Genomic DNA, 20194 nt, shown 5'->3' with positions numbered 1-20194 from the left:
GATTTCTATACTGCTACCATACCTCCCTTCAGCCGCCGCAACACATCCTTCACGGCATTTATCCTTGTCTCCACATCTCCCATTTCCGACGTAACCCTCAATTTGTCCGCCCCCGCCAGCCGATATTTTTTATCGCTCTGAATCAGCATAATAATCTCCGTCGGGTCGATTTGGTGGTGTTTGCCGAAGGTTACAGTTACGGCTTCGCCTGTGGCGTCGATGGCGTCTATACCCAATTCTTTTGCGGAGAGCCGCAGGTGGTGGCTTTCGATGAGGGTTTTGACGGGTTGTTCGGGCAGGCCGAAACGGTCCACCAACTCTTCGTGTATGGCGTTGATTTGCTGCACGGTTTCGCAGACGGCGAGGCGTTTGTAGAGGACGAGCCGTTCGTGGATGTCGGGGCAGTAGCTTTCAGGCAGCAGGGCGGGGCTGTGCAGTTTGATTTCGGTGGTGATGCCCAGCGGTGCGTCGAGGTCGGGCTGGCGGCCTTTTTTGAGGTCGCGCACGGCCTGTTTGAGCATTTCCGTATAAAGCGTGAAGCCGACCTGTATCATTTCGCCGGATTGTCCTTCGCCGAGGATTTCGCCTGCGCCGCGGATTTCCAAATCCTGCATGGCGAGGGTGAAGCCTGCGCCGAGTTCGTCTGCCGCCGCGATGGCGTCGAGGCGTTTTTCGGCGTCTTTGGTGATGTATTCGGGCGTGAGCAGGTAGGCGTAGGCTTGGTGGTGGCTGCGGCCGACGCGCCCGCGAAGCTGATGCAGTTGCGCCAGTCCGAATTTGTCGGCGCGGTTGATGATGATGGTGTTGGCGTTGGGGATGTCGATGCCGGTTTCGATGATGGTGGAACAGAGCAACACGTTGAATCTTTGCTGCAAAAAGTCGCGCATCACTTGTTCCAGCTCGCGCTCGCGCAGTTGTCCGTGCGCCACGCCGATGCGGGCTTCGGGCAGCAAGGTTTCCAGCCGCTCGCGCATGTTTTCAATCGTATCCACTTCATTGTGCAGGAAAAACACCTGCCCGCCGCGTTTGAGTTCGCGCAATACGGCTTCGCGCACGCTGCCTTCGCTGAACGGTTTGACAAAGGTTTTCACGGCAAGGCGGCGGCTGGGCGCGGTGGTAATCAGCGAGAAGTCGCGCAGGCCTTCGAGTGCCATGCTGAGCGTGCGCGGAATCGGCGTGGCGGTCATGGTAAGAATATCGACGTTGGCGCGCAGGCGTTTGAGCTGCTCTTTCTGGCGCACGCCGAAGCGGTGTTCTTCGTCAATGATGACCAGTCCTAAGTTTTTGAATTTGATGTCGTCCTGCACCAGTTTGTGCGTGCCGATAACGATATCGACTGTACCGTCTGCCATGCCTTCCAGCGCGGCTTTGGTGGCTTTGCTGTTGTTGAAACGCGAAAGGCTGGCGACTTTGACGGGGAAATCGGCGAAACGGTCGGCGAAGTTTTGCGCGTGCTGCTCGACCAGAAGCGTGGTCGGGGCGAGTACGGCGACCTGTTTGCCGCCCATCACCGCCACAAACGCGGCGCGCAGGGCGACTTCGGTTTTGCCGAAACCCACGTCGCCGCACACCAGCCGGTCCATCGGCTTCGCCTGCGTCAGGTCTTGAATCACGGCGGCAATGGCGGCGGCCTGGTCTTCAGTTTCCTCGTAGCCGAAGCCATCGGCAAACGCCTGATAGTCCAACTCGTTGATTTCAAACTTGTGTCCCGATTGGGCAGCACGTTGGGCGTAGAGGTTGAGCAACTCGGCGGCGGTGTCGCGCGCTTTTTCGGCGGCTTTGCGCTTCGCCTTGTTCCACGCACCGCTGCCGAGCTTGTGCAGGGCGACGTTTTCATGCGCCTGACCGGAGTAGCGGCTGATTAAATGCAGTTGCGAAACAGGCACATAAAGCTGCGCTTCGCCCGCGTATTCGAGCAACATCATTTCGTTGGTTTCGCCGCCCAAATTCATCGTTACCAAGCCCATATACCGCCCGATGCCGTGTTCTTCGTGCACGACGGGGTCGCCGATGTTGATTTCGGCAAGGTCGCGCAACAGGCCGTCCGATACGACGGCGTGTTTCTTGCGGCGGTTGTGGACGCGGGCGCGGGCGACGTATTGGTAGAGCTCGGATTCGGTGATGACGGCAAGGCGCAGGCTGCTTTCGGGGGTGGGGCTACCTAAAAATTTATCCGCAGCATTTTCAGGTAGCCTTTCAATGTGCAGGCTGCTTTTTGTGTTCAGGCCGACTGAAAGTTCGGGCGTAGGTCGGGCATTCAGGCTGCCTGAAAATTCCCCGCCCAGTTTGAACCCTTCCGCCAGCGGCGTTACCGCGATACACAGCGGCGCGGTATCGTCCAGAAACGCCTGCCAGCCCGCCACGGGCTTGGGTTTCAAGCCGTGCTGGGCGAAGAAGCCGAGCATGGTTTCGCGCCGCCCCGCGCTTTCGGCGCACAGCAGAATCCGCCCGTCAAAGGCCGTTTGGAAGCCTTGCAGCGCGGCCAGCGACTGTTCCGACTGGCGGTTCACGGCCACGTTCGGCAGCGCGTAGGGCGAAGCGGTGGTGATGTCCGGCCAAACTTGCGGATAGGCTTTCAGGCTGCCTGAAAAGCGGTCGGCGGGCAGATAGAGAAACTGCGGCGGCAGTGGCGGGTAAGCCACATCGCCCTGCGCCAGCTTGTAGCGCGATTTCACTTCGGCATCAAAACGTGCGGCCTCGGCGTGCACGTCGCCCACGCACACCGCCAGCGCGTCGCCGCCCACATAGTCGAACAGCGTGGCCAGCCCGTCTTCAAAAAATAGCGGCAGGTAATATTCCACGCCCGCGCCGAACTGCCCGCGCCCTACCGCCTGATACACGGCGGCCTCGTTCGGATTGCTTGGGATTTCTTCACGAAAGCGGTTGCGGAAGACTTTCTGCGCGTCCGCATCGGTGGGGAACTCGTGCGCGGGCAGCAGGCGGATTTCCGACACGGGCGCAAGCGTGCGCTGGGTGTCCGTGTCAAACGTTTTGATGCTGTCGATTTCATCGTCAAACAAATCAAGGCGGTAGGGGAAATCCGCCCCCATCGGGAACAAATCCACAATGCCGCCACGCACGGCAAACTCGCCCGCCGCCACCACGTTGGACACGGCCGCATAGCCCGCTTCCACCAGATTGGCGCGCAGTTTGTCCAAATCCAGCCGCTGCCCCGTTTTCAGCCAAAACGTGCGCCCCAGCAGGAACGACGGCGGCGCAAGACGCTGCATGGCCGTGGCCACGGGCGCGAACAGCACGTCCGCCGCGCCGTTTTTGAGCTGCCACAGCACCGACAGCCGCTCCGACACCAAATCCTGATGCGGCGAGAAACGTTCGTAAGGCAGCGTTTCCCAGTCGGGCAGGAACAGCGCGGTGTCCTGCGGGCGGAAAAACTGCCACGCGGTTTGCAGGCGAAGGGCGGTTTCCGCGTCGGGGGTGAGGATGAGTTTGGGCGTTTTTTCAGGCAGATGGTGCGCCAGCAGCATAGGCAGCACGCCGGTGGAAAGATGGAGCCAGCGGGTTTTCTGGCCGGCAGCAGGCAGAGGGAAATTCATGTTGTTCATACAATGGCTTGCGGCAGCCGGAATGGGTTTCGGGCTGCCTAAAAATGGGAAATTGGTTGTGAGGGCGAGATTTTAGCAGATTGGGGCGGGTTGCTGCGGCTGCTGGTGTTTCTGCCAAATGCCTGGCTCCGCTTTCCCCAGCCTGCCTGCAAACCCTTGGCTGAAGCAATTATTTGCCTAGGCAGCAAACCGCGCAGGCAGTACAAGCAGCACAGCAACGCCGTAGGAGGCAATGAAAAGCTTTAACTATAAAGGCTGCCCAGCAATTCGCCGGGCAGCCTGTTTCCTTTTTCAGGTAGCCTCTAGCCTTTCAGCCTGGCATGCAGCTCCTGCACGCTATACACGCCGATTGAGTTCAGGTTTTTCACGCCTTCGCTCATGGCTTCGCCGCCGGCCACGGTGGTGTATTGCGGCACGCGCTGGGTGAGGGCGCTGCGGCGGATGCTGTGGCTGTCGGCCACAGACTGCGGGTTGCTGTCCACGGTGTTCACCACCAGCGCGATTTCGCCGTTTTTAATCGCGTCCACAATATGCGGGCGGCCTTCGGGCACTTTGTTTACCGCCTGCACCACCACACCGTGCTCTTTCAGGTAGCCTGCCGTGCCGCGCGTGGCACACACGCCGTAGCCGAGCAGCTGGAAGTTTTTGGCGGTTTGCACGATGAGCGGCTTGTCTTCCTCGCGCACGGAGAGGAACACTTTGCCGGTGGCAGGCATGCGTTCGCCCGCGCCGAGCTGGGCTTTGAGATAGGCTTCGCCAAATGTTTCGCCTACGCCCATCACTTCGCCGGTGGAGCGCATTTCCGGGCCCAAAATCGTATCCACGCCGGGGAATTTGATGAAGGGGAACACGGCTTCTTTAACGGCATAGAAATCGGGGACGACTTCTTTTTCCACGCCCTGTTCTTTCAGCGAAATGCCTGCCATGCAGCGCGCGCCGACTTTGGCGAGCGGCACGCCGGTGGCTTTGGAGACGAAGGGAACGGTGCGGCTGGCGCGCGGGTTCACTTCCAACACGAACACCACGCCATCCTGCACGGCAAACTGTACGTTCATCAGGCCGACCACGCCCAGCGCGTATGCCATGGCTTTGGTTTGGCGGCGGATTTCGTCTTGGATTTCTTCGCTGAGCGAGTAAGGCGGCAGCGAGCAGCCGGAGTCGCCGGAGTGGATGCCTGCCTGTTCAACGTGCTGCATGATGCCGCCGATAACCACGTCTTTGCCGTCTGAAACGCAGTCCACATCGACTTCAATCGCGTTGTTCAGGAAGAAATCGAGCAACACGGGGCTGTCTTCGGATACCTGCACGGCCTCGCGCATATATTTTTGCAACTGTTCGGCGGAGTGGACGACCTGCATGGCGCGACCACCCAAAACGTAAGACGGGCGCACGACCAGCGGATAGCCGATTTCTTCGGCTTTGACGAGTGCTTCTTCTTCGTTGTGGGCGATGCGGTTGGGCGGTTGGCGCAGACCTAAGTCGTTCAACACTTTTTGGAAGCGTTCGCGGTCTTCGGCAGCATCGATGCTGTCGGCGGACGTGCCGATGATGTTCACGCCGTTTTCAACCAATGCGTTGGCGAGTTTGAGCGGGGTTTGACCGCCGTAATGCACAATCACGCCCCACGGGTTTTCGGTGCGGACGATTTCCAACACGTCTTCCAGCGTCAGCGGCTCGAAATACAGGCGGTCGCTGGTGTCGAAGTCGGTCGATACGGTTTCGGGGTTGCAGTTTACCATAATCGTTTCAAAGCCCGATTCGCGCAGGGCAAGCGCGGCGTGGACGCAGCAGTAGTCAAACTCGATGCCTTGACCGATACGGTTCGGGCCGCCGCCGAGAATCATCACTTTCTTACGGTCGGAAGGACGCGCTTCGCATTCTTCTTCGTAAGTGGAATAGAGGTAGGCGGTTTCGGTAGCGAACTCGGCGGCGCAGGTATCGACGCGTTTATAGACGGGATGCAGGTTCAGCGCGTAGCGGTGTTCGCGCACTTCTTTTTCAGGTAGCCCCAAAAGCTGTGCGATGCGTTTGTCGGAGAAGCCTTTGCGTTTCAGACGACGTAAGGCGGCGAAATCCAAATCTTGCAGGCAGCCTGCACTTACCTGCTGCTCTTCTTTCACCAAGTCTTCGATTTGCGCCAAGAACCAAGGGTCGATGGCGCAGATTTCGTGGATTTCTTCCAGCGTGAAGCCCGCGCGGAACGCGTCGGCAACATAAAGCATACGCTCAGGGCCGGGGTTGGCCAGTTCGCGGCGGATTTCCGCTTTGTCTTCGCTTCTCGGATTGAAGCCGCACAAGCCTGTTTCCAAGCCGCGCAGGGCTTTTTGGAAGCTTTCCTGAATGGTGCGGCCCATCGCCATCACTTCGCCCACCGATTTCATCTGCGTGGTCAGGCGGTCGTCTGCGGCGGGGAATTTTTTAAACGCAAAACGCGGGATTTTGGTTACGACATAATCGATGGAAGGCTCGAACGACGCGGGCGTTCTGCCGCCGGTGATGTCGTTGCGGAGTTCGTCCAGCGTAAAGCCGACCGCCAGTTTCGCCGCCACTTTCGCAATCGGGAAACCCGTCGCTTTGGAAGCCAGCGCGGACGAACGGCTCACGCGCGGGTTCATCTCAATCACAATCATCTCGCCGTTTTCAGGGTTCACCGCAAACTGCACGTTCGAGCCGCCCGTGTCCACGCCGATTTCGCGCAATACCGCTAAGCTTGCGTTGCGCATGATTTGGTATTCTTTGTCCGTCAGCGTTTGCGCCGGCGCAACCGTAATCGAGTCGCCCGTATGCACGCCCATCGGGTCGAAGTTTTCAATCAAGCAGATGATGATGCAGTTGTCGTTCTTATCGCGCACCACTTCCATCTCGTACTCTTTCCAGCCGAGGACGGACTGCTCAATCAGCAGCTCATGCGTGGGCGACGCATCGAAACCGCGTTCGCAAATCGCCAAGAACTCGTCTTTATTGTAGGCAATGCCGCCGCCCGAACCGCCCATCGTGAAAGACGGACGAATCAGCGTCGGAAAGCCGACCTGTTCCTGCGCCGCCAAGGCTTCGTTCATCGTGTGGCAGACAAAAGATTTCGGGCAATGCAAACCGATTTTCTCCATCGCTTCCTTAAAGCGGCCGCGGTCTTCCGCCTTGTCGATCGCGTCTTCCGTCGCGCCGATCAGCTCAACATTGTATTTCGCCAGCACGCCGTTGCGCGCCAAATCCAGCGCACAGTTCAGCGCGGTCTGGCCGCCCATCGTCGGCAGAATCGCATCAGGCCGCTCCTTGGCGATAATCTTCTCCACCGTCTGCCACATAATCGGCTCGATGTAGGTAACATCCGCCATTTCAGGGTCGGTCATGATGGTGGCGGGGTTGGAATTCACCAGAATGACTTTGTAGCCTTCTTCACGCAAAGCCTTGCAGGCCTGTGCGCCCGAATAGTCAAATTCGCAGGCCTGACCGATAACGATAGGGCCGGCGCCGATGATAAGGATGGATTTTAGGTCGGTACGTTTGGGCATATAGCTTACCTTTTAATAAACAATCTATTGATATGACAAATTATATAACTTCGTTAATAACATTCTGAATTAAGGCACGATATTTTTTATCAATAAAATAGCTGTTTTTATATGCACCAGGTGTATCACTATCTCGACCAAAGCTAATTAATTGACGCAGAAAATCATTGGATTTCCTAGTAATTGCTTGGCTAATATTACTTAATAACCTACCTGCATGCTGGACGTCATCACCTATATTATAGCGGTTAAATAACAAATCCTTAATTTCCTCCCTGTCAAAATCTCTATTTTCTGACAATAATATTTCTAAAAATGCTATAAACCTATCAGTTAAATTATTTTGCTTTGAAAGGAAAGCAGCAAGCTTACTTGATAATTCGTTGTTCGTATATTCAAGTATATCAAAAGAGATTAAATCCCAATTACTCTGTTGAATAATATTTTCTTGCTTTTGTATGGCTTTCCGCTTTACATATTCCTCTGCCTCTGGCAAGGGGATAATTTTATTAGGATAAATAAATAGTTTACCATCATCCATAGTAAATAGATTAATTTTAATGCACGTAATATCTAATCCTTTTTCATTCAGCCACAGTACTGCTGAAGCAACATCTGGATGAAATTCTCTTGATACTAAAACAATGCGTTGTTCTTGGTTTAGATGTTCAATTCCTTTTCCAATTTTACCAATGAAGTTTTCAATTTCTGTTTTAGCATTTTTTTGAATAGATTTATTATTTAGATATTCTTGATATATGGTAAAAATATATTCATCACTAAATGCGGAGCAATGAGATGCATATTTGATGGCTTGCCAATCAATATTATTGCCAGAGTTGTCCCTTTTTAGCTCAATAATAACCAAATTAGCATTTATATCTATTGCTAACAAATCTAATCTAATGCCATTCCCAACAACAACTTCTTTCCCAATGATAAGTAATTCTTCACCAAGAATATCAGGATTATTGTCAATCCACTCCTGAATATCATACCTTTCACGCAAATTTAATTCAGCAAATGTTGGGGTGTTAAGTTTCTGCATTGTTTTTTTCGAAATATCAACTTGATACATTATAGTCTCCTTGAGTTTTTAGCAAACCGTAATCAGCATGTAGGCTTCAAAAGCCACTAAATCTTAAATACTACCTGAAAATCAACAAACCTTTTTTAGCTTCGCAAGACATCATTCTAAACTTCGTTGAAGCTAGCGCTTTCAGGTAGCCTCTTTTAATTCTATCCCCGCTTCACCGCTTTCATAATTTCCATAAAATGCGGTTTCAATTCGGCAAACAGCGGGTGTTCTTTGTGTTCCATCATCACTTCGCCCATCAGTTTCAGCCCCACGGCGAAGCGTTGTGCCATTTCGGGGGTGAAGCCTTCGCGCTGCTCCATGCGTTTTACGATGTCGAAAATATTGTCGTGGTTGGGCGCATCGAACACCAGCGGTTCGGCGGAAACGGGGTGGCCGTCTTTGTCAGCAAGGTGTTCGAGGGTAAGGCGGAATTGGTGTTGTTTCATGGGTGCTCCGTCTGCGGGCGGGGAGGGGCTACCTGAAAGCGCTAGCTTCAACGAAGTTTAAAATGTGTCGGCTGGTTTAGCTTTATGCAAACGCCTTGGCGGCGCGAAGGCATATTTTTCAGGTAGCCTTTCCTTTATTTTATTTGGCGTTAGCGGGAAATCCGGCGCACGGTGTAGTCGGTTTCGCCGCGCGCGTCTTCAAACAGGCCGATGTGGTAGCGGTGGGTTTTGCCACAGGCCTGCACAGCCCATTCTTCGCGCACCTGCCAGCGGCCGCGCACTTTGCGGGCTTGCAGGACTTTGCTGCGGATGGATTGGATTTGGCTGCAATTGTGGGCGGCGCGCTCGGCGGTGAGCACGGTGCGGGTAACGTCGTTGCGCAGGATATGGTCGCCGCCGAAAGTGGCGCTTTCGCCGCTGTAGTTTTGGCTGCCGAGGGCGGTGCAGGCGGAAAGAGCGAGGGCGGCGAGGAGGATGCGGAGTTTGGGCATGGGGATTCCTGATGCGGACGGTGTGGGCAAATGCCGCTAATTATACGGCAAACCGCCCGAGTTTTCAGGTAGCCCCAGCAGAGATTGAGGCTACCTGAAAACTCGGGCTGCAACAAAGCAAACACTAAACCGCCGCCAGCCACAGGCTCACAGCAAAGCCGATAAACAGCAGGCCGGTGGCGCCCATGGCCGCCGCGCCCAAACGCCGCCGCCGGCCAAACAGCCGCGCCGCCTTCGCCCCGGCCAGCACCAAAAAATTCAAATAGCTGAAACTGATGGCCTGCAACACCAGCGCCAGCAGCAGGAAGGAAAGCGCGGGGTGCGGATAGGCGGGATCGACAAACTGGATGAAAAACGACAGGAAAAACAAAATCGCCTTTGGATTGGTGAGGCTCAAAAGCAGGGCGCGTTTGAAGATATGGCGCACGGGCTGCGGCGCAGCGGCGGCAGGCAGATCCGGCAAGCTCGGCGGCGGGGCAAACCATTTGCGCGCCGCCCCGCGCAGCATGCCGCAACCGATGTAGGCCAAATAGAGCCCGCCCGCCAGCTTGAGCGCATGAAACAGCGCCGGATACAGCCGCAGCACCGCGCCCGCGCCGAGCACCGTGGCCAGCATCAGCAGCGAATCGCCCAGCAAAATGCCGAACACCGCCCGATACGCCCGCCGCGCCCCGTGCTGCGCCGCCATCGAAAGGCAAAACATGCTGTTGGGGCCCGGAATCAGAATCAGGATAACCGTGCCGATAAAATAAGAAACGGGATTGACGATGCCGAACATAGGTTTTCAGGTAGCCTGTAATGCAAAACGCTGGCAGACATTGTACACGACGGGCTCGGGCAAACGCGGCTTGAGGCTACCTAAAAATATCCACCCGCCCGCCGATATTTTTAACTTCGTTGAAGCTAGCGCTTTCAGGTAGCCTTTCCCCCTAATCGCGCCCATTTGCTTTCCCTATCCCCCGCCGCCGCATTTGCCCCCAGCGCCGCCAAAAGCTAAACTCCGCCCATCGCAAATTTTTCCCGCCCCGCCGCCATGTTTTCATCCTCTCCCCGCCAAAACCTCAACGAAACCCAGCCCGCCCCCACCGCCGAACACAGCCAGCCCGCGCTGCTCGAACAATCCACCATCCTCATGGGCAAACTGCGTGAGCTGCCGCCGCAAGACATCGCCGCGCTGATGAGCGTGTCCGACAAAATCGCCCGCCTCAACGCCGAGCGCAACGCCGCCTGGCAGCCCCCCTTCACCCCGCAAAACGCCAAGCAGGCCGTGTATCTGTTTAACGGCGACGTGTATGAAGGCCTCGACGCCGCCAGCCTCAGCCCACCGCAAATTCAATGGCTGCAACGCCATGCCGGCCTGCTCTCCGGCCTCTACGGCCTCCTGCGCCCGCTGGATTTAATCCAGCCCTACCGCCTCGAAATGGGCACCAAGCTCGCCAACCCGCGCGGCAAAGACTTATACGCCTTCTGGGGCAGCCGCATCACCGAGCTTCTGGCCGAACGCATGGCCGAAGCGCACACCCAAGTGCTCATCAACCTCGCCTCGCAGGAATACTTCAAAGCCGTGCAGCCCGCCAAGCTCGGCGGCCGCCTCATCACCCCCGTCTTCCAAGACGAAAAAAACGGCCGCTACAAAATCATCAGCTTCTACGCCAAACGCGCCCGCGGCCTCATGCTGCGCTACGCCGCCGAGCACGCCCTCACCGATCCCGAACAGCTGCTGGATTTCGACAGCGAAGGCTATGCCTTCTGCCCCGCCGCCTCGTCTGACAGCGAATGGGTGTTCCGCCGCGCCGAGCGTTGAAATTGAAACCGGCGCGCATTGAAACCGGCGCGCCCGGCCAGGCCATGATTTTCCGCGTTGCAGAACCCCGCCCTGCTCCGCAAGACATCACTTTCAGGTAGCCCCATGAGCCCGCAACCCACCAAAATCCTCTTCGTCTGCCTCGGCAACATCTGCCGCTCGCCATTGGCCGAATACCTGTGCCGCAGCATGGCCCAAGCGCGCGACCTGCCCGTGGAAACCGCCAGCGCCGACACCTCCGGCTGGCACGACGGCGAAGGCATGCACTGCGGCAGCCTTGAAATCCTCGACGCCGAAGGCATCGAGAGCCAAGGCTTCGTGAGCCGCCGCCTGCGCAACCAAGACTTCGCCGCCCACGACTACCTCCTCGCCATGGACGACGACAACCTAGCCGAAATGGAGCGCCGCTTCGGCCGCCACCCCGGCAAAATGTTCAACATCACCCGGCTGCTGAGCCCGCGCCGCCACAGCCACGTGCCCGACCCGTGGTACACCGGCAACTTCCGCGAAACCCGCGACATCCTCACTGCCTGCTGCACCGCCCTGCTCGACCGCCTCGCCGCCGGCAAGCCGCTGCTGCCGCCCGAAAAAGGCTAACGCGGCCGCCATCGGCAAAAGGCTACCTGAAAACCATGCCCGCCCAATTTTAACTTCGTTGAAGCTCACACTTTCAGGTAGCCTTTGCCCTTTCCCGCCTTCAAATCGGCATTAAAGCGCCGCCATTGTTTGCTAAAATAACGCCTTTCCATCCACATATCAGGAACCAACATGAGCGCCCCAGACTGGTCGGAAGGCTATGTAAACGACATCAACTACACCTACGGCTACTACACCGAGCTCAACCCCGAGCGCCTCGCCATCCCCTTTTTGAGTGCTGGGCTGGCTGTGCCGCCGGTTGTGCACGCCTGCGAGCTGGGCTTCGGGCAGGGCGTGTCGGCCAACATCCACGCCGCCGCCGGCCGCGCAGCCTGGCACGCCACCGATTTCAACCCCGCCCAAGCCGCCTTCGCGCGCAGCCTGGCCGCCCAATCCGGCGTGGAAAAAGACAAGCTGCTACTGGCTGAGCAAGGCTTTGCCGAATTCTGCGCCCGCGACGACCTGCCCGATTTCGACTTCATCGCCCTGCACGGCATCTGGACGTGGATTTCCGATGAAAACCGCCGCATCATCGTGGATTTCATCCGCCGCAAGCTCACCGCCGGCGGCGTGCTCTACATCAGCTACAACGTGCTGCCCTCCTGGGCGCCGCACCTGCCGGTTCGCCATATCCTGCAACAGCATAGCGACCATTTAGGCACGGGCAGCCGCAGCGAGCGCATCAGCCAGGCCCTCGATTTCGGCAGCGAGCTGCTCAAACACAGCCCCCACCTGGTGAAAAACGCGCCCGACCTGCCCCAGCGCCTGCAAAAGCTGAAAACCCACTCCCCCGGCTACATCGCCCACGAATACCTCAACCGCGACTGGCAGCCCATGTATTTCTCGCAAATGGAAGAATGGCTCGGCAGCGCCAAGCTCTCCTACGCCTGCTCCGCCCGCCATGTTGAAGACCTCACGTTCTGCCTGTTTGACGACGAACAGCAGGCTTTTGTGAACAGCATCAAAAATCCTTCCTTCGCCCAAACCGTGAAAGACTACCTCACCAACCGCCAGTTCCGCTGCGATTATTGGGTGAAAGGCGGCCGCCGCGCCGGCCTCTCGGAGCAGACGCGCACATGGGACGCGCTCAACGTGATCCTGCTCACCGAGCGCGCCGAATTCAATCCCGCCGTGGCCTTCCTGCGCACGGTAAACGTGATTCCCGACATCTACGACCCCCTGCTCAATCTGCTCGCCGACAACGCCGTGCACAACGTGGGCGAACTGCGGCAGGCGCTGGCCGGCAAAATCGATTCTTTGCAGCTTTATTCCGCGCTGGCCGTCTTGTTTGCCAAAAACGACCTGGCCGTGTGCACCGATGTTGAGCATATCGAGCGGCAGCGCCCCTACTGCCTCCGCCTCAACCGCCACGCCCTCTCCAACGACGAGGCCGACAGCCCGCTGGGCTGGCTGGCCAGCCCCGTGATTGGCGGCGGCATCGAACTGCCTTATCTCGACCGCCTGTTCCTGCGCTTCCGTGCCGAAGGCCTGCCGCCGGAAGAATGGGACGCACTGGCCTGGCAAGCCTTGCAGCGGCAGGGGCAAACCCTGGTTATCGAAGGCAAAGGGCTGCAAGGCGAACAGGAAAACCTGGCCGAAATCGCCCGCCAGAAAGCCGGCTTCCTGCGCCACCGCCTGCGGCTGCTGCATAACCTCCAGTGCCTGCCCGATAGTATGGATTAACGCGCTTTTGATAGCAGGCTGCCGCTGGTGCCGGCAAATCACAAACAAAAAAGGCTACCTGAAAATTTAGCTGCGCAGAAACTCGCGAAGCTCGTTTTCAGGTAGCCTTTTTGCTTGCCAACCAATCGGCAAGCGCCCGGCCTAGCGCCTTCTGCCGTGGGCTCGGCGGAGCGGGGCGGCGGGTTTGCCGGCGGCAGGCATACCCACCACCACGGTGTGCAGGCCGTGCACACGGCGCTGCCAGGCGGCTTTCACTTCTTCCGCGCTCAGGCGCGAAATGGCGGCAGGGTAGCGGCTCAGGTAGTCGCTGGGCAGGTCGTTGAGGCCGATGGTTTTCAGGTAGCCTGTGAGCTCGGCGTTGGTGTCGAAGCGCAGCGGGAAGCTGCCCACCAGGTTGGCTTTGGCCTGCGCCATTTCGGCTTCGGTGGGGCCGTTGGCGGCGAAGTCGCGCAACACTTGCTGCGTGGCGGCTAGGGCGGCGCGGGCGTTGGCTTTCTCGGTGGCGAAGGAGAGGGTGAAGGGGCCGTTGGCGCGCAGCGGGGTGAGGCGGGAGGCGGCGCCGTAGGTGTAGCCGTGTTGGTCGCGCAACACTTTCATCAGCCGGCTGTCGAAACCGCCGCCGCCGAGGATGTAGTTGCCCACGGTGAGGGCGTAGAAATCGGGGTCGTGGCGGCTGATCAGCGGCATGCCGAGCACGATGTGCGCCTGGCTGCCGGAATGCGGCCGGCTGTGGGTGCGCGGGGTGCCGTTGGCGGCGGCGGGCAGCGGGGCGGGGCGTTCGCCCGGCGGCAGGCTGCCGGTGAGTTTGCCCACGATTTCTTCGGCCTGGCTGCGGCTCACGTCGCCCACAATGGCCACCACAGCGTTGCCTCGGGTGAAGTATTGGCGGTGGAAGCGGTGCAGGTCGGCGGGGTGATGCGGCGGATGGTTTGCTCGCTGGTGCGGGCGGGGTAGCCGTAGGGGGGGGCGGGATACACTTGCCGGGTGTTGGCGATGGAGGCAACGAAGGCGGGCTGGGTGCGGTTTTGCTTGAGGTTTTCCACGGCGCGGTCTTGCTCGCGTTTGAGCACGGTGGGCTCGAAGCGCGGCGCGGCCAATACGTCGCGCATCAGGTCGAGCGCGGGGTTGAGGATGTCGCCCTTGGCGAGGCTGCGCAGGCGCACGCCGGCGCTGTCGGTGCCGCCGTAGCTGGAAAGTTGCACGGCAAGGTCGTCCACGCGGCCGAGCAGGGCTTCTTCGTTGAGGTTTTGGGTGCCGGTGTCCATCAGGGCGGCGGCGAAGTTAGCCACGCCGATTTTATCGGCGCTGTCGCGGCTGCTGCCGGCGTCGAAGGCCACGTTGATATCGACAATCGGATTTTCGTGCCGCTCCACCAGCAGCACCCGGGTGCCGTCGGCGGTTTGCCAGCGCTGGATGGGGATATCCTCGGCCAGGGCGGCGGCGGGCAGCAGGCAGGCCAGCAGCAGGATGCGGAAAAAAGGTTTCATGGGTTTGCTCCTAAAAGGGGGAAACAGGTTTTCAGGTAGCCTCTGCTTGAGGCGGGAAGGCTACCTGAAAATATCGGGCAGGCTTATCGGAACGGCCGCTACTTGGCTTCGGGATACAGCACCACGGTAGCATGCTTCTGCGCCAAGAGCCAGCGCGCGGCCTCGCGCACTTCTTCGGCACTCACCTCCAAGCGGCGGCGGCGGATTTCCTCTTCGTCTTGGTAAGAGAAGCCGGCCGACTCCAGCGAGCCCAGGTTGGAAGCCTGGGTTTCCATCGAATCTTTGGCAAACTCGCGCGCGGCCAGGCTGCGGTTGCGCACACGGGCGAGCTCCTCTTCGCCCACTCCCTGCTCGGCCACCTTGCGCACTTCGCCCCAAAACGCCGCCGTGAGCTGCTCGGGCTTCACATTGGGCGCGGGCGTGCCGCTAAACAGCAGCACATCCGGCGCGCGGCTGAGCAAATCGTAGGCTAGCGAGGCTTCGGTGGCGACTTTGCTGCCACGCACCAGATTGCGCTCGATGCGCGCCGACATGCTGCCGTCGAGCACGTTGGCCAGCATATTCAGCGCATAAGGCAGCTTGTCGTCCACCCGGCGCAGGGCGGGCACTTTCACGGCCAGCCCCACCACCGGCGAGCTCACCGGCGCGGTGGCGCGGGCAGAGCTATTGGCGGCGGCCGGCGGCTCGTTCAAATCATTGCGCGCGGGCAACGGGTGGTCCGGCAGGCTGCCGAACAGTTTTTCCACATTGTCCAACACTTCGCCCGCCTTCACGTCGCCCACAATCACCAGCGTGGCATTGTGCGGCGCATACCAGGCGCGGTACCAAGCCCGCAAATCTTCCGGCTTGAGCGCGTCCAAATCCGGCGCATAGCCGATCACCGGCGCGCGGTTTTCCGGCTTGGAGAAGGCGGCAAGGTTGATCTGCTCCCACATTTTGCCGCCGGGGTCGTTATCTGTGGTGAGTCGGCGCTCTTCGCGTATCACCTTCATTTCGTTTTCAAAATCGGCATCGCTGAAATTGAGGTTCACCATGCGGTCGGCCTCCAATTCCAGCACTTGCGGCAGATTGGCGGCGGCAAATTCTTGGTGATACACGGTTTCGTTGCGCGAAGTGAAGGCGTTGTCGTTGCCGCCCAGCGCGGAAATGCGGCGGCTGAACTCGCCGGCCGGCACGGTAGGCGTGCCTTTAAACATCATGTGCTCCAGCGCGTGGCTCAGGCCGGTTTTGCCCGCGTGCTCATCCGCGCTGCCCACCTTAAACCAAAGCTGCGTAACCGCCACCGGCGCGCGGTGGTCTTCGCGCACAATCACCTTCATACCGTTGGCCAGCACGCGCGATTGCGTTTCGGCCGCCGCCGGCAACACACAGGCCGCCAGCGCGGCGGCCACAAGCAAGGAACGGAACATAAGTTTTCCTAAAAACGGGGGAAAAGCGCATGATACCGAAAATTGCGCCCAGCCGCACGGCGGGCTGGGCAGGCTGAGGCTACCTGAAAGCGTAGCTTCAACGCAGTTAAAAATGGCCCCTCCGTAAAACCAAACACAGAACATTTGGTGCAATCAGCTGAGCTATGCCCTTCTCTGCTGACGCAGCCGAACGGAGCGCGGTTTTTCGGGAAACAAGGGCTTGCATGCCCGAAGCGGCGCAGCCGCAAGTTCGGGCCCACCCGAAAAACCGCGCAGAGTGAGGGAAGTTTGGCGAAGCCAAACCTGTGCCCGCAGTCGTCTTTCTTTTGCCTACTTTTCTTTGATGAAGCAAAGAAAAGTAGGTGCCCGCGCCGGCATAAGGCGCAAGGGTGAACAGGATAGGAATGGCAAAAGGCTACCTGAAATTGGTAATTACGCCACTTCCCCGCAAAAGTTTTGCTGCCGACTTTATTAACTGCGTTGAAGCTACGTTTTCAGGTAGCCCTTCTCCCTTTGGCGCTATAATCCCACATCCCAACCCGATTCCCCCACACCATGAACCCAAGCTGGCAACAAGGCTGGTGGCAGGGCGCCGAACGCTGCCCCTCGCCCAACTTCTCCCCCCGCCCCCCAGGCGAAGCCGTTTCGCTGGTGGTGCTGCACAACATCTCCCTGCCGCCCTTCCAATACGGCAGCGGCGCCATCCGCGACCTGTTCGCCAACCGCATCAACCCGCAGGCACACCCCTTCTTCCCGCAGCTGGTGGATTTGCGCGTGTCCAGCCACTTCCTGATTGAGCGCAGCGGGCGCGTGGTGCAATTTGTGTCCGGCCACGACGCCGCCCACCACGCCGGCGTGTCAAGCTACCAAGGCCGCAGCGGCTGCAACGCCTTCTCCCTCGGCATCGAGCTGGAAGGCTGCGACTTTGAACCCTTCACCGAAGCCCAATACCAAGCCCTCATTCCCCTGCTGCACAGCATGACGGCAAACTACCCCATCGCCGCCATCACCGGCCACCAGCACATCGCCCCCGGCCGCAAAAGCGACCCCGGCCATTTCTTCGACTGGCCGCGCCTCGCCGCCGCCGGCCTGCCGCTGGCGGAAGAAGTGTTGGGCAACCCAGCAAACGGCGCGGCATAAGCCCGCAGCGTTTGCCCATTACGCACCAAAGGCTACCTGAAAATTAAGCGAAGCCAAAACGCCACGCAACGGCGTTTCTGCATAGCCAAATTTTTCAGGTAGCCTTTTGATGTGGTGGCTAGGAGCGTGGCAAGTGTTACTAAATAAAGAATCCCGCCTATTACAGCGGTTGCTTCACTGAATTATTGACTAGCTTCTCGCTCATACTGACGCAGCAGATATTGCAACTCATGCCGGTTCGGGTTGCCATAGGCTCTATTCGCGCCATCTGCCTTAAATTGGATTGCAGCCACTCTTTGCTTGTTAATCAATACCAAAATGAAATTATCGCCACAATTATGCGGCTCGCACAAAGAAGCCTGATAATACAAAGTGTGGTTTACCACCACTTGCTGAACCGGCGTTCCTGTCCCTCGTGCATCTTTCAGCCACCAGTTATCATCTGTATTTCTTACCGCATTACTGACAGCTTGTCGCCAAACCGTTTTATAAGGCTGTCGACTAACCAGATTCCATAAAAATACATCCCGCCCATGCGCAAGGGTAGGGAAGCCGAATATCAACAACAAGCTACACAAAAAAGATTTTTTCATCATTTACTCCTAATTACTTAAAAATATTGCCGCTCTGTTCCTTGGCAAACTACTCTATATGCTATTTCCCCAATGGTATCCGGGGTGATGGGATCGTATTTCAGGTATTGAGAAGACCCAGAAGCTATTGTTCTCCCTCTTAGATAAAAAACCCGTGATACCTCAGCCATCTGTCTAGTTGGGCAACTGATTGCAAACTGTGCTATAGATTCGTTAAATTTTTGTCCTGTCCTAATGTGTGGCAAATTCCGACTTGTATAGCGTATTTTAAACCAAACAGTGTTGTTGGTAATGGTCTGGCTATCGTAATAGATTACGCCACCACCTTCAGTGGTATTCCCAATTAACACCCACCTATCATCCATCCGCTCCGCATTCGCCGTCATCCCAGCCAACACCAGCAGCACCCCCAACAATACCTTTTTCATCTTTCTTCTCCTTAACACAATCCAACACTCCGCCATCATACCCCAAGCCAACAAAAAAGGCTGCCGGAGCTGCCAAGGTTTACTTCGTTGAACCCATCGCTTCAGCCCGACTCACACAGAAAAGGCTACCTGAAACCATATTTTGGTTTTTCAGGTAGCCTTTTGATTTATGCGCCGTGCAATGCGCCTATTTCACCACCGCCGTCAGCTTGATTTCCACCTTCCAGCCCGCATCGGCCAGCGCGGCCTGCACGCAGGCGCGGGCGGGGGCTTTGCCGGGCGCCACCCAAGCATCCCAGGCGCGGTTCATGTCCGCGTAGTCGGCCATATCGGGCAGGTAGATCACGGCTTCGCAGATGTGGGCTTTATCGGAGCCGCAGTCGGCCAGAATGCGGTCGATTTGTGCCAGCACATCGGCGGTTTGCGCTTCGATGCCGGCTTCGGGGTTGCCCGGCACTTGGCCGGAGAGGAAAACAAAGCCGTTGGCCACCACGGCTTCGGAATAGCGCGCGGCGGGGAGGTGATGGCGGATGGTCATGGCAAATCCTTTCTTTGGCAATGGGAAACGGGGGAAGGCTACCTGAAAATTTCAGGTAGCCTCTTCGGCAGGCTCTGCCAAGGCCGCGCACACGGCTTCGGTAATCCGCTCGCTGGCGCCTTGGTGGGCTTGGATAAAGCCGGCGGCCTGGGCAGAAAAACGTTCGCGTTCGGCGGGGTGCGCCAGCCAGCGCTGCACGGCGGCATACCATTCGGCGGGCGTGGCCACCTGAAGCGCGGCGCCGGCGGCCAATGCGCCCGCGCAGGCGGCGGCGAAATTGTAGGTGGAATAGCCAAACAGGGTGGGCTTGCCGCAGGCAATGGGCTCGATGATGTTTTGGCAGCCGGTGTCCACCAGGCTACCGCCCACGAAGGCCATATCGGCGGCCAGATAGTAGGCAAAGAGTTCGCCCATGCTGTCGCCCAGCCACACTTGGGTGCCAGGGTGCACCGGCTGCCCGTCGCTGCGGCGCTGCGTGCGCAGGCCGAGCGCGGCGGCGGCTTCGGCCACGGCGTCGAACCGCTCGGGATGGCGCGGCACGACCACCAAGAGCGCGTCGCCCCGATACTGCCGCCATTCTTGCAGCAGCAGCAGGGCTTCGTCTTGCTGGTTGTGGAAGCGGGTGCTGGCGCACACCACCACGGGGCGGCTGCCGATGCGCTGTTTGAACTCGGCGGCCAGGTGGCGCATAGCTTCGGGCGGGGCGATGTCGTATTTGGTGTTGCCGCACACCAGCACGTTTGCCGCGCCGATGCCGCGCAGGCGTTCTGCGTCGGCTTCGGTTTGGGCGAGCACGCGGCGGAAGCTTTGCAGGGCGGGGGCAAACAGGGAGGGCCAGCGGCGGTAGCCCTGCGCGGATTGCTCGGAGAGGCGGGCGTTGGCGAGGAACACGGGCAGGCGCGCGGCGCGGCAGGCGGCGAGCAGGTTTGGCCAGATTTCGGTTTCCATGATAATGCCGAAGCGCGGGCGGTGCTGGGCGAGGAAGGCGGCCGTCCAAGCCGGGTGGTCGTAGGGCAGGTAGCGGCATTGGGCATCGGGAAACAGGCTTTCGGCGGCGGCGCGGCCGGTGGGCGTCATTTGCGTGAGCAGCAGTGGGGCATCGGGAAAGCGGCGGCGCAAGGCCTGCACCAGCGGCACGGCGGCGCGGGTTTCGCCCACGGACACGGCGTGCACCCAGATGGCATCCTGCACGGGGTGCGGCGGCGGCTCGCCGAAGCGTTCGCCCTGGTGCAGCAGGTAGGCGGGGGCGCGGCGGCTGCGTTTGGCGAGCAGGTGGCGGGCAAGCGGGCGGCCGAGGAGGCGGGTGAGCAGGCGGTAGAGGGCTGGGAGCATGGGATGGGTGGGATTTTTCAGGTAGCCTTTGGATGGCGGAGAGGCTACCTGAAA

General features: G+C 58.7%; 17 protein-coding genes. 4 read left to right on the top strand and 13 right to left on the bottom strand.

The annotated features are described in order from the left end of the window. Positions 1-5: 5 nt before the first annotated feature. From mfd to leuE, 6 genes are all read right to left on the bottom strand, one after another. Positions 6-3554, bottom strand: a complete 3549-nt coding sequence (mfd, locus tag LG371_RS02965) for a transcription-repair coupling factor (RefSeq protein WP_225747746.1) — start codon at positions 3552-3554, stop codon at positions 6-8. Positions 3555-3865: 311 nt separating this feature from the next. Beyond that, positions 3866-7075, bottom strand: a complete 3210-nt coding sequence (gene carB / locus LG371_RS02960; protein ID WP_225747697.1) for a carbamoyl-phosphate synthase large subunit — start codon at positions 7073-7075, stop codon at positions 3866-3868. A 40-nt stretch (positions 7076-7115) separates the two neighbouring features. After that, on the bottom strand, positions 7116-8153 hold the full coding sequence (locus tag LG371_RS02955; RefSeq protein WP_225747696.1) for an endonuclease NucS: 1038 nt from the start codon (positions 8151-8153) through the stop codon (positions 7116-7118). A 161-nt stretch (positions 8154-8314) separates the two neighbouring features. Next, the gene (locus LG371_RS02950) at positions 8315-8599 is read right to left on the bottom strand and encodes a DUF3861 domain-containing protein (protein WP_067592026.1); all 285 of its coding nucleotides are present in this window, start codon (positions 8597-8599) and stop codon (positions 8315-8317) included. A gap of 149 nt (positions 8600-8748) precedes the next feature. Next, a complete protein-coding gene (locus tag LG371_RS02945) occupies positions 8749-9090 on the bottom strand; it encodes a hypothetical protein (RefSeq protein WP_067592029.1) in 342 nt (113 codons plus the stop codon). Between the two features lie 124 nt (positions 9091-9214). Further along, entirely contained in the window at positions 9215-9868 is a 654-nt protein-coding gene (gene leuE, locus LG371_RS02940; RefSeq protein WP_067592032.1) for a leucine efflux protein LeuE, read from the bottom strand. Between the two features lie 255 nt (positions 9869-10123). Here leuE and yaaA point away from each other — a divergent pair, with 255 nt between their 5' ends. From yaaA to LG371_RS02925, 3 genes are all read left to right on the top strand, one after another. After that, positions 10124-10894 carry a peroxide stress protein YaaA gene (gene yaaA, locus LG371_RS02935; protein ID WP_225747695.1) on the top strand — a complete coding sequence of 257 codons (771 nt, stop codon included), beginning with the start codon at positions 10124-10126 and terminating at the stop codon, positions 10892-10894. A 105-nt stretch (positions 10895-10999) separates the two neighbouring features. Beyond that, the gene (locus LG371_RS02930) at positions 11000-11491 is read left to right on the top strand and encodes a low molecular weight protein-tyrosine-phosphatase (RefSeq protein ID WP_225747694.1); all 492 of its coding nucleotides are present in this window, start codon (positions 11000-11002) and stop codon (positions 11489-11491) included. Between the two features lie 171 nt (positions 11492-11662). Further along, complete coding sequence (locus LG371_RS02925; protein ID WP_225747693.1) at positions 11663-13213, top strand: methyltransferase regulatory domain-containing protein; 1551 nt, start codon at positions 11663-11665, stop codon at positions 13211-13213. A gap of 141 nt (positions 13214-13354) precedes the next feature. On the opposite strand, the gene LG371_RS02920 is transcribed toward LG371_RS02925, so the two are convergent. The 3 genes from LG371_RS02920 to LG371_RS02910 all read right to left on the bottom strand — a co-directional run bounded on the left by LG371_RS02920 (position 13355) and on the right by LG371_RS02910 (position 16109). Then, entirely contained in the window at positions 13355-14074 is a 720-nt protein-coding gene (locus LG371_RS02920; protein WP_255593057.1) for a pitrilysin family protein, read from the bottom strand. Beyond that, complete coding sequence (locus LG371_RS02915) at positions 14050-14700, bottom strand: pitrilysin family protein (protein ID WP_225747692.1); 651 nt, start codon at positions 14698-14700, stop codon at positions 14050-14052. The genes LG371_RS02920 and LG371_RS02915 overlap by 25 nt, the downstream gene beginning before the upstream one ends. A 98-nt stretch (positions 14701-14798) precedes the next feature. Further along, the gene (locus LG371_RS02910; RefSeq protein WP_225747691.1) at positions 14799-16109 is read right to left on the bottom strand and encodes a pitrilysin family protein; all 1311 of its coding nucleotides are present in this window, start codon (positions 16107-16109) and stop codon (positions 14799-14801) included. A 555-nt stretch (positions 16110-16664) separates the two neighbouring features. Here LG371_RS02910 and ampD point away from each other — a divergent pair. Continuing rightward, entirely contained in the window at positions 16665-17249 is a 585-nt protein-coding gene (gene ampD, locus LG371_RS02905; RefSeq protein ID WP_067592050.1) for a 1,6-anhydro-N-acetylmuramyl-L-alanine amidase AmpD, read from the top strand. Between the two features lie 182 nt (positions 17250-17431). Here ampD and LG371_RS02900 read toward each other — a convergent pair whose 3' ends face one another. The 4 genes from LG371_RS02900 to waaA form a co-directional block, all read right to left on the bottom strand. After that, on the bottom strand, positions 17432-17845 hold the full coding sequence (locus LG371_RS02900) for an Ivy family c-type lysozyme inhibitor (protein ID WP_082890738.1): 414 nt from the start codon (positions 17843-17845) through the stop codon (positions 17432-17434). A 14-nt stretch (positions 17846-17859) separates the two neighbouring features. Further along, on the bottom strand, positions 17860-18270 hold the full coding sequence (locus LG371_RS02895) for a surface-adhesin E family protein (RefSeq protein ID WP_225747690.1): 411 nt from the start codon (positions 18268-18270) through the stop codon (positions 17860-17862). Positions 18271-18457: 187 nt separating this feature from the next. After that, on the bottom strand, positions 18458-18808 hold the full coding sequence (locus tag LG371_RS02890) for a RidA family protein (protein WP_067592056.1): 351 nt from the start codon (positions 18806-18808) through the stop codon (positions 18458-18460). Positions 18809-18859: 51 nt separating this feature from the next. Continuing rightward, positions 18860-20140, bottom strand: coding sequence for a lipid IV(A) 3-deoxy-D-manno-octulosonic acid transferase (waaA, locus tag LG371_RS02885; RefSeq protein WP_225747689.1), 1281 nt, complete (start codon positions 20138-20140; stop codon positions 18860-18862). Positions 20141-20194: the final 54 nt, after the last annotated feature.

This window comes from Eikenella sp. Marseille-P7795, assembly GCF_916618725.1.
GTDB classification, from domain to species: Bacteria; Pseudomonadota; Gammaproteobacteria; order Burkholderiales; family Neisseriaceae; genus Eikenella; species Eikenella longinqua.
This window is presented reverse-complemented; position numbering and strand designations above follow the sequence as displayed.

Coding starts and splice junctions, on each gene's coding strand:
- mfd (WP_225747746.1), bottom strand. CDS start 3,554: ATGAATTTCCCTCTGCCTGCTGCCGGCCAGAAAACCCGCTGGCTCCAT.
- carB (WP_225747697.1), bottom strand. CDS start 7,075: ATGCCCAAACGTACCGACCTAAAATCCATCCTTATCATCGGCGCCGGC.
- LG371_RS02955 (WP_225747696.1), bottom strand. CDS start 8,153: ATGTATCAAGTTGATATTTCGAAAAAAACAATGCAGAAACTTAACACC.
- LG371_RS02950 (WP_067592026.1), bottom strand. CDS start 8,599: ATGAAACAACACCAATTCCGCCTTACCCTCGAACACCTTGCTGACAAA.
- LG371_RS02945 (WP_067592029.1), bottom strand. CDS start 9,090: ATGCCCAAACTCCGCATCCTCCTCGCCGCCCTCGCTCTTTCCGCCTGC.
- leuE (WP_067592032.1), bottom strand. CDS start 9,868: ATGTTCGGCATCGTCAATCCCGTTTCTTATTTTATCGGCACGGTTATC.
- yaaA (WP_225747695.1), top strand. CDS start 10,124: ATGTTTTCATCCTCTCCCCGCCAAAACCTCAACGAAACCCAGCCCGCC.
- LG371_RS02930 (WP_225747694.1), top strand. CDS start 11,000: ATGAGCCCGCAACCCACCAAAATCCTCTTCGTCTGCCTCGGCAACATC.
- LG371_RS02925 (WP_225747693.1), top strand. CDS start 11,663: ATGAGCGCCCCAGACTGGTCGGAAGGCTATGTAAACGACATCAACTAC.
- LG371_RS02915 (WP_225747692.1), bottom strand. CDS start 14,700: ATGAAACCTTTTTTCCGCATCCTGCTGCTGGCCTGCCTGCTGCCCGCC.
- LG371_RS02910 (WP_225747691.1), bottom strand. CDS start 16,109: ATGTTCCGTTCCTTGCTTGTGGCCGCCGCGCTGGCGGCCTGTGTGTTG.
- ampD (WP_067592050.1), top strand. CDS start 16,665: ATGAACCCAAGCTGGCAACAAGGCTGGTGGCAGGGCGCCGAACGCTGC.
- LG371_RS02900 (WP_082890738.1), bottom strand. CDS start 17,845: ATGATGAAAAAATCTTTTTTGTGTAGCTTGTTGTTGATATTCGGCTTC.
- LG371_RS02895 (WP_225747690.1), bottom strand. CDS start 18,270: ATGAAAAAGGTATTGTTGGGGGTGCTGCTGGTGTTGGCTGGGATGACG.
- LG371_RS02890 (WP_067592056.1), bottom strand. CDS start 18,808: ATGACCATCCGCCATCACCTCCCCGCCGCGCGCTATTCCGAAGCCGTG.
- waaA (WP_225747689.1), bottom strand. CDS start 20,140: ATGCTCCCAGCCCTCTACCGCCTGCTCACCCGCCTCCTCGGCCGCCCG.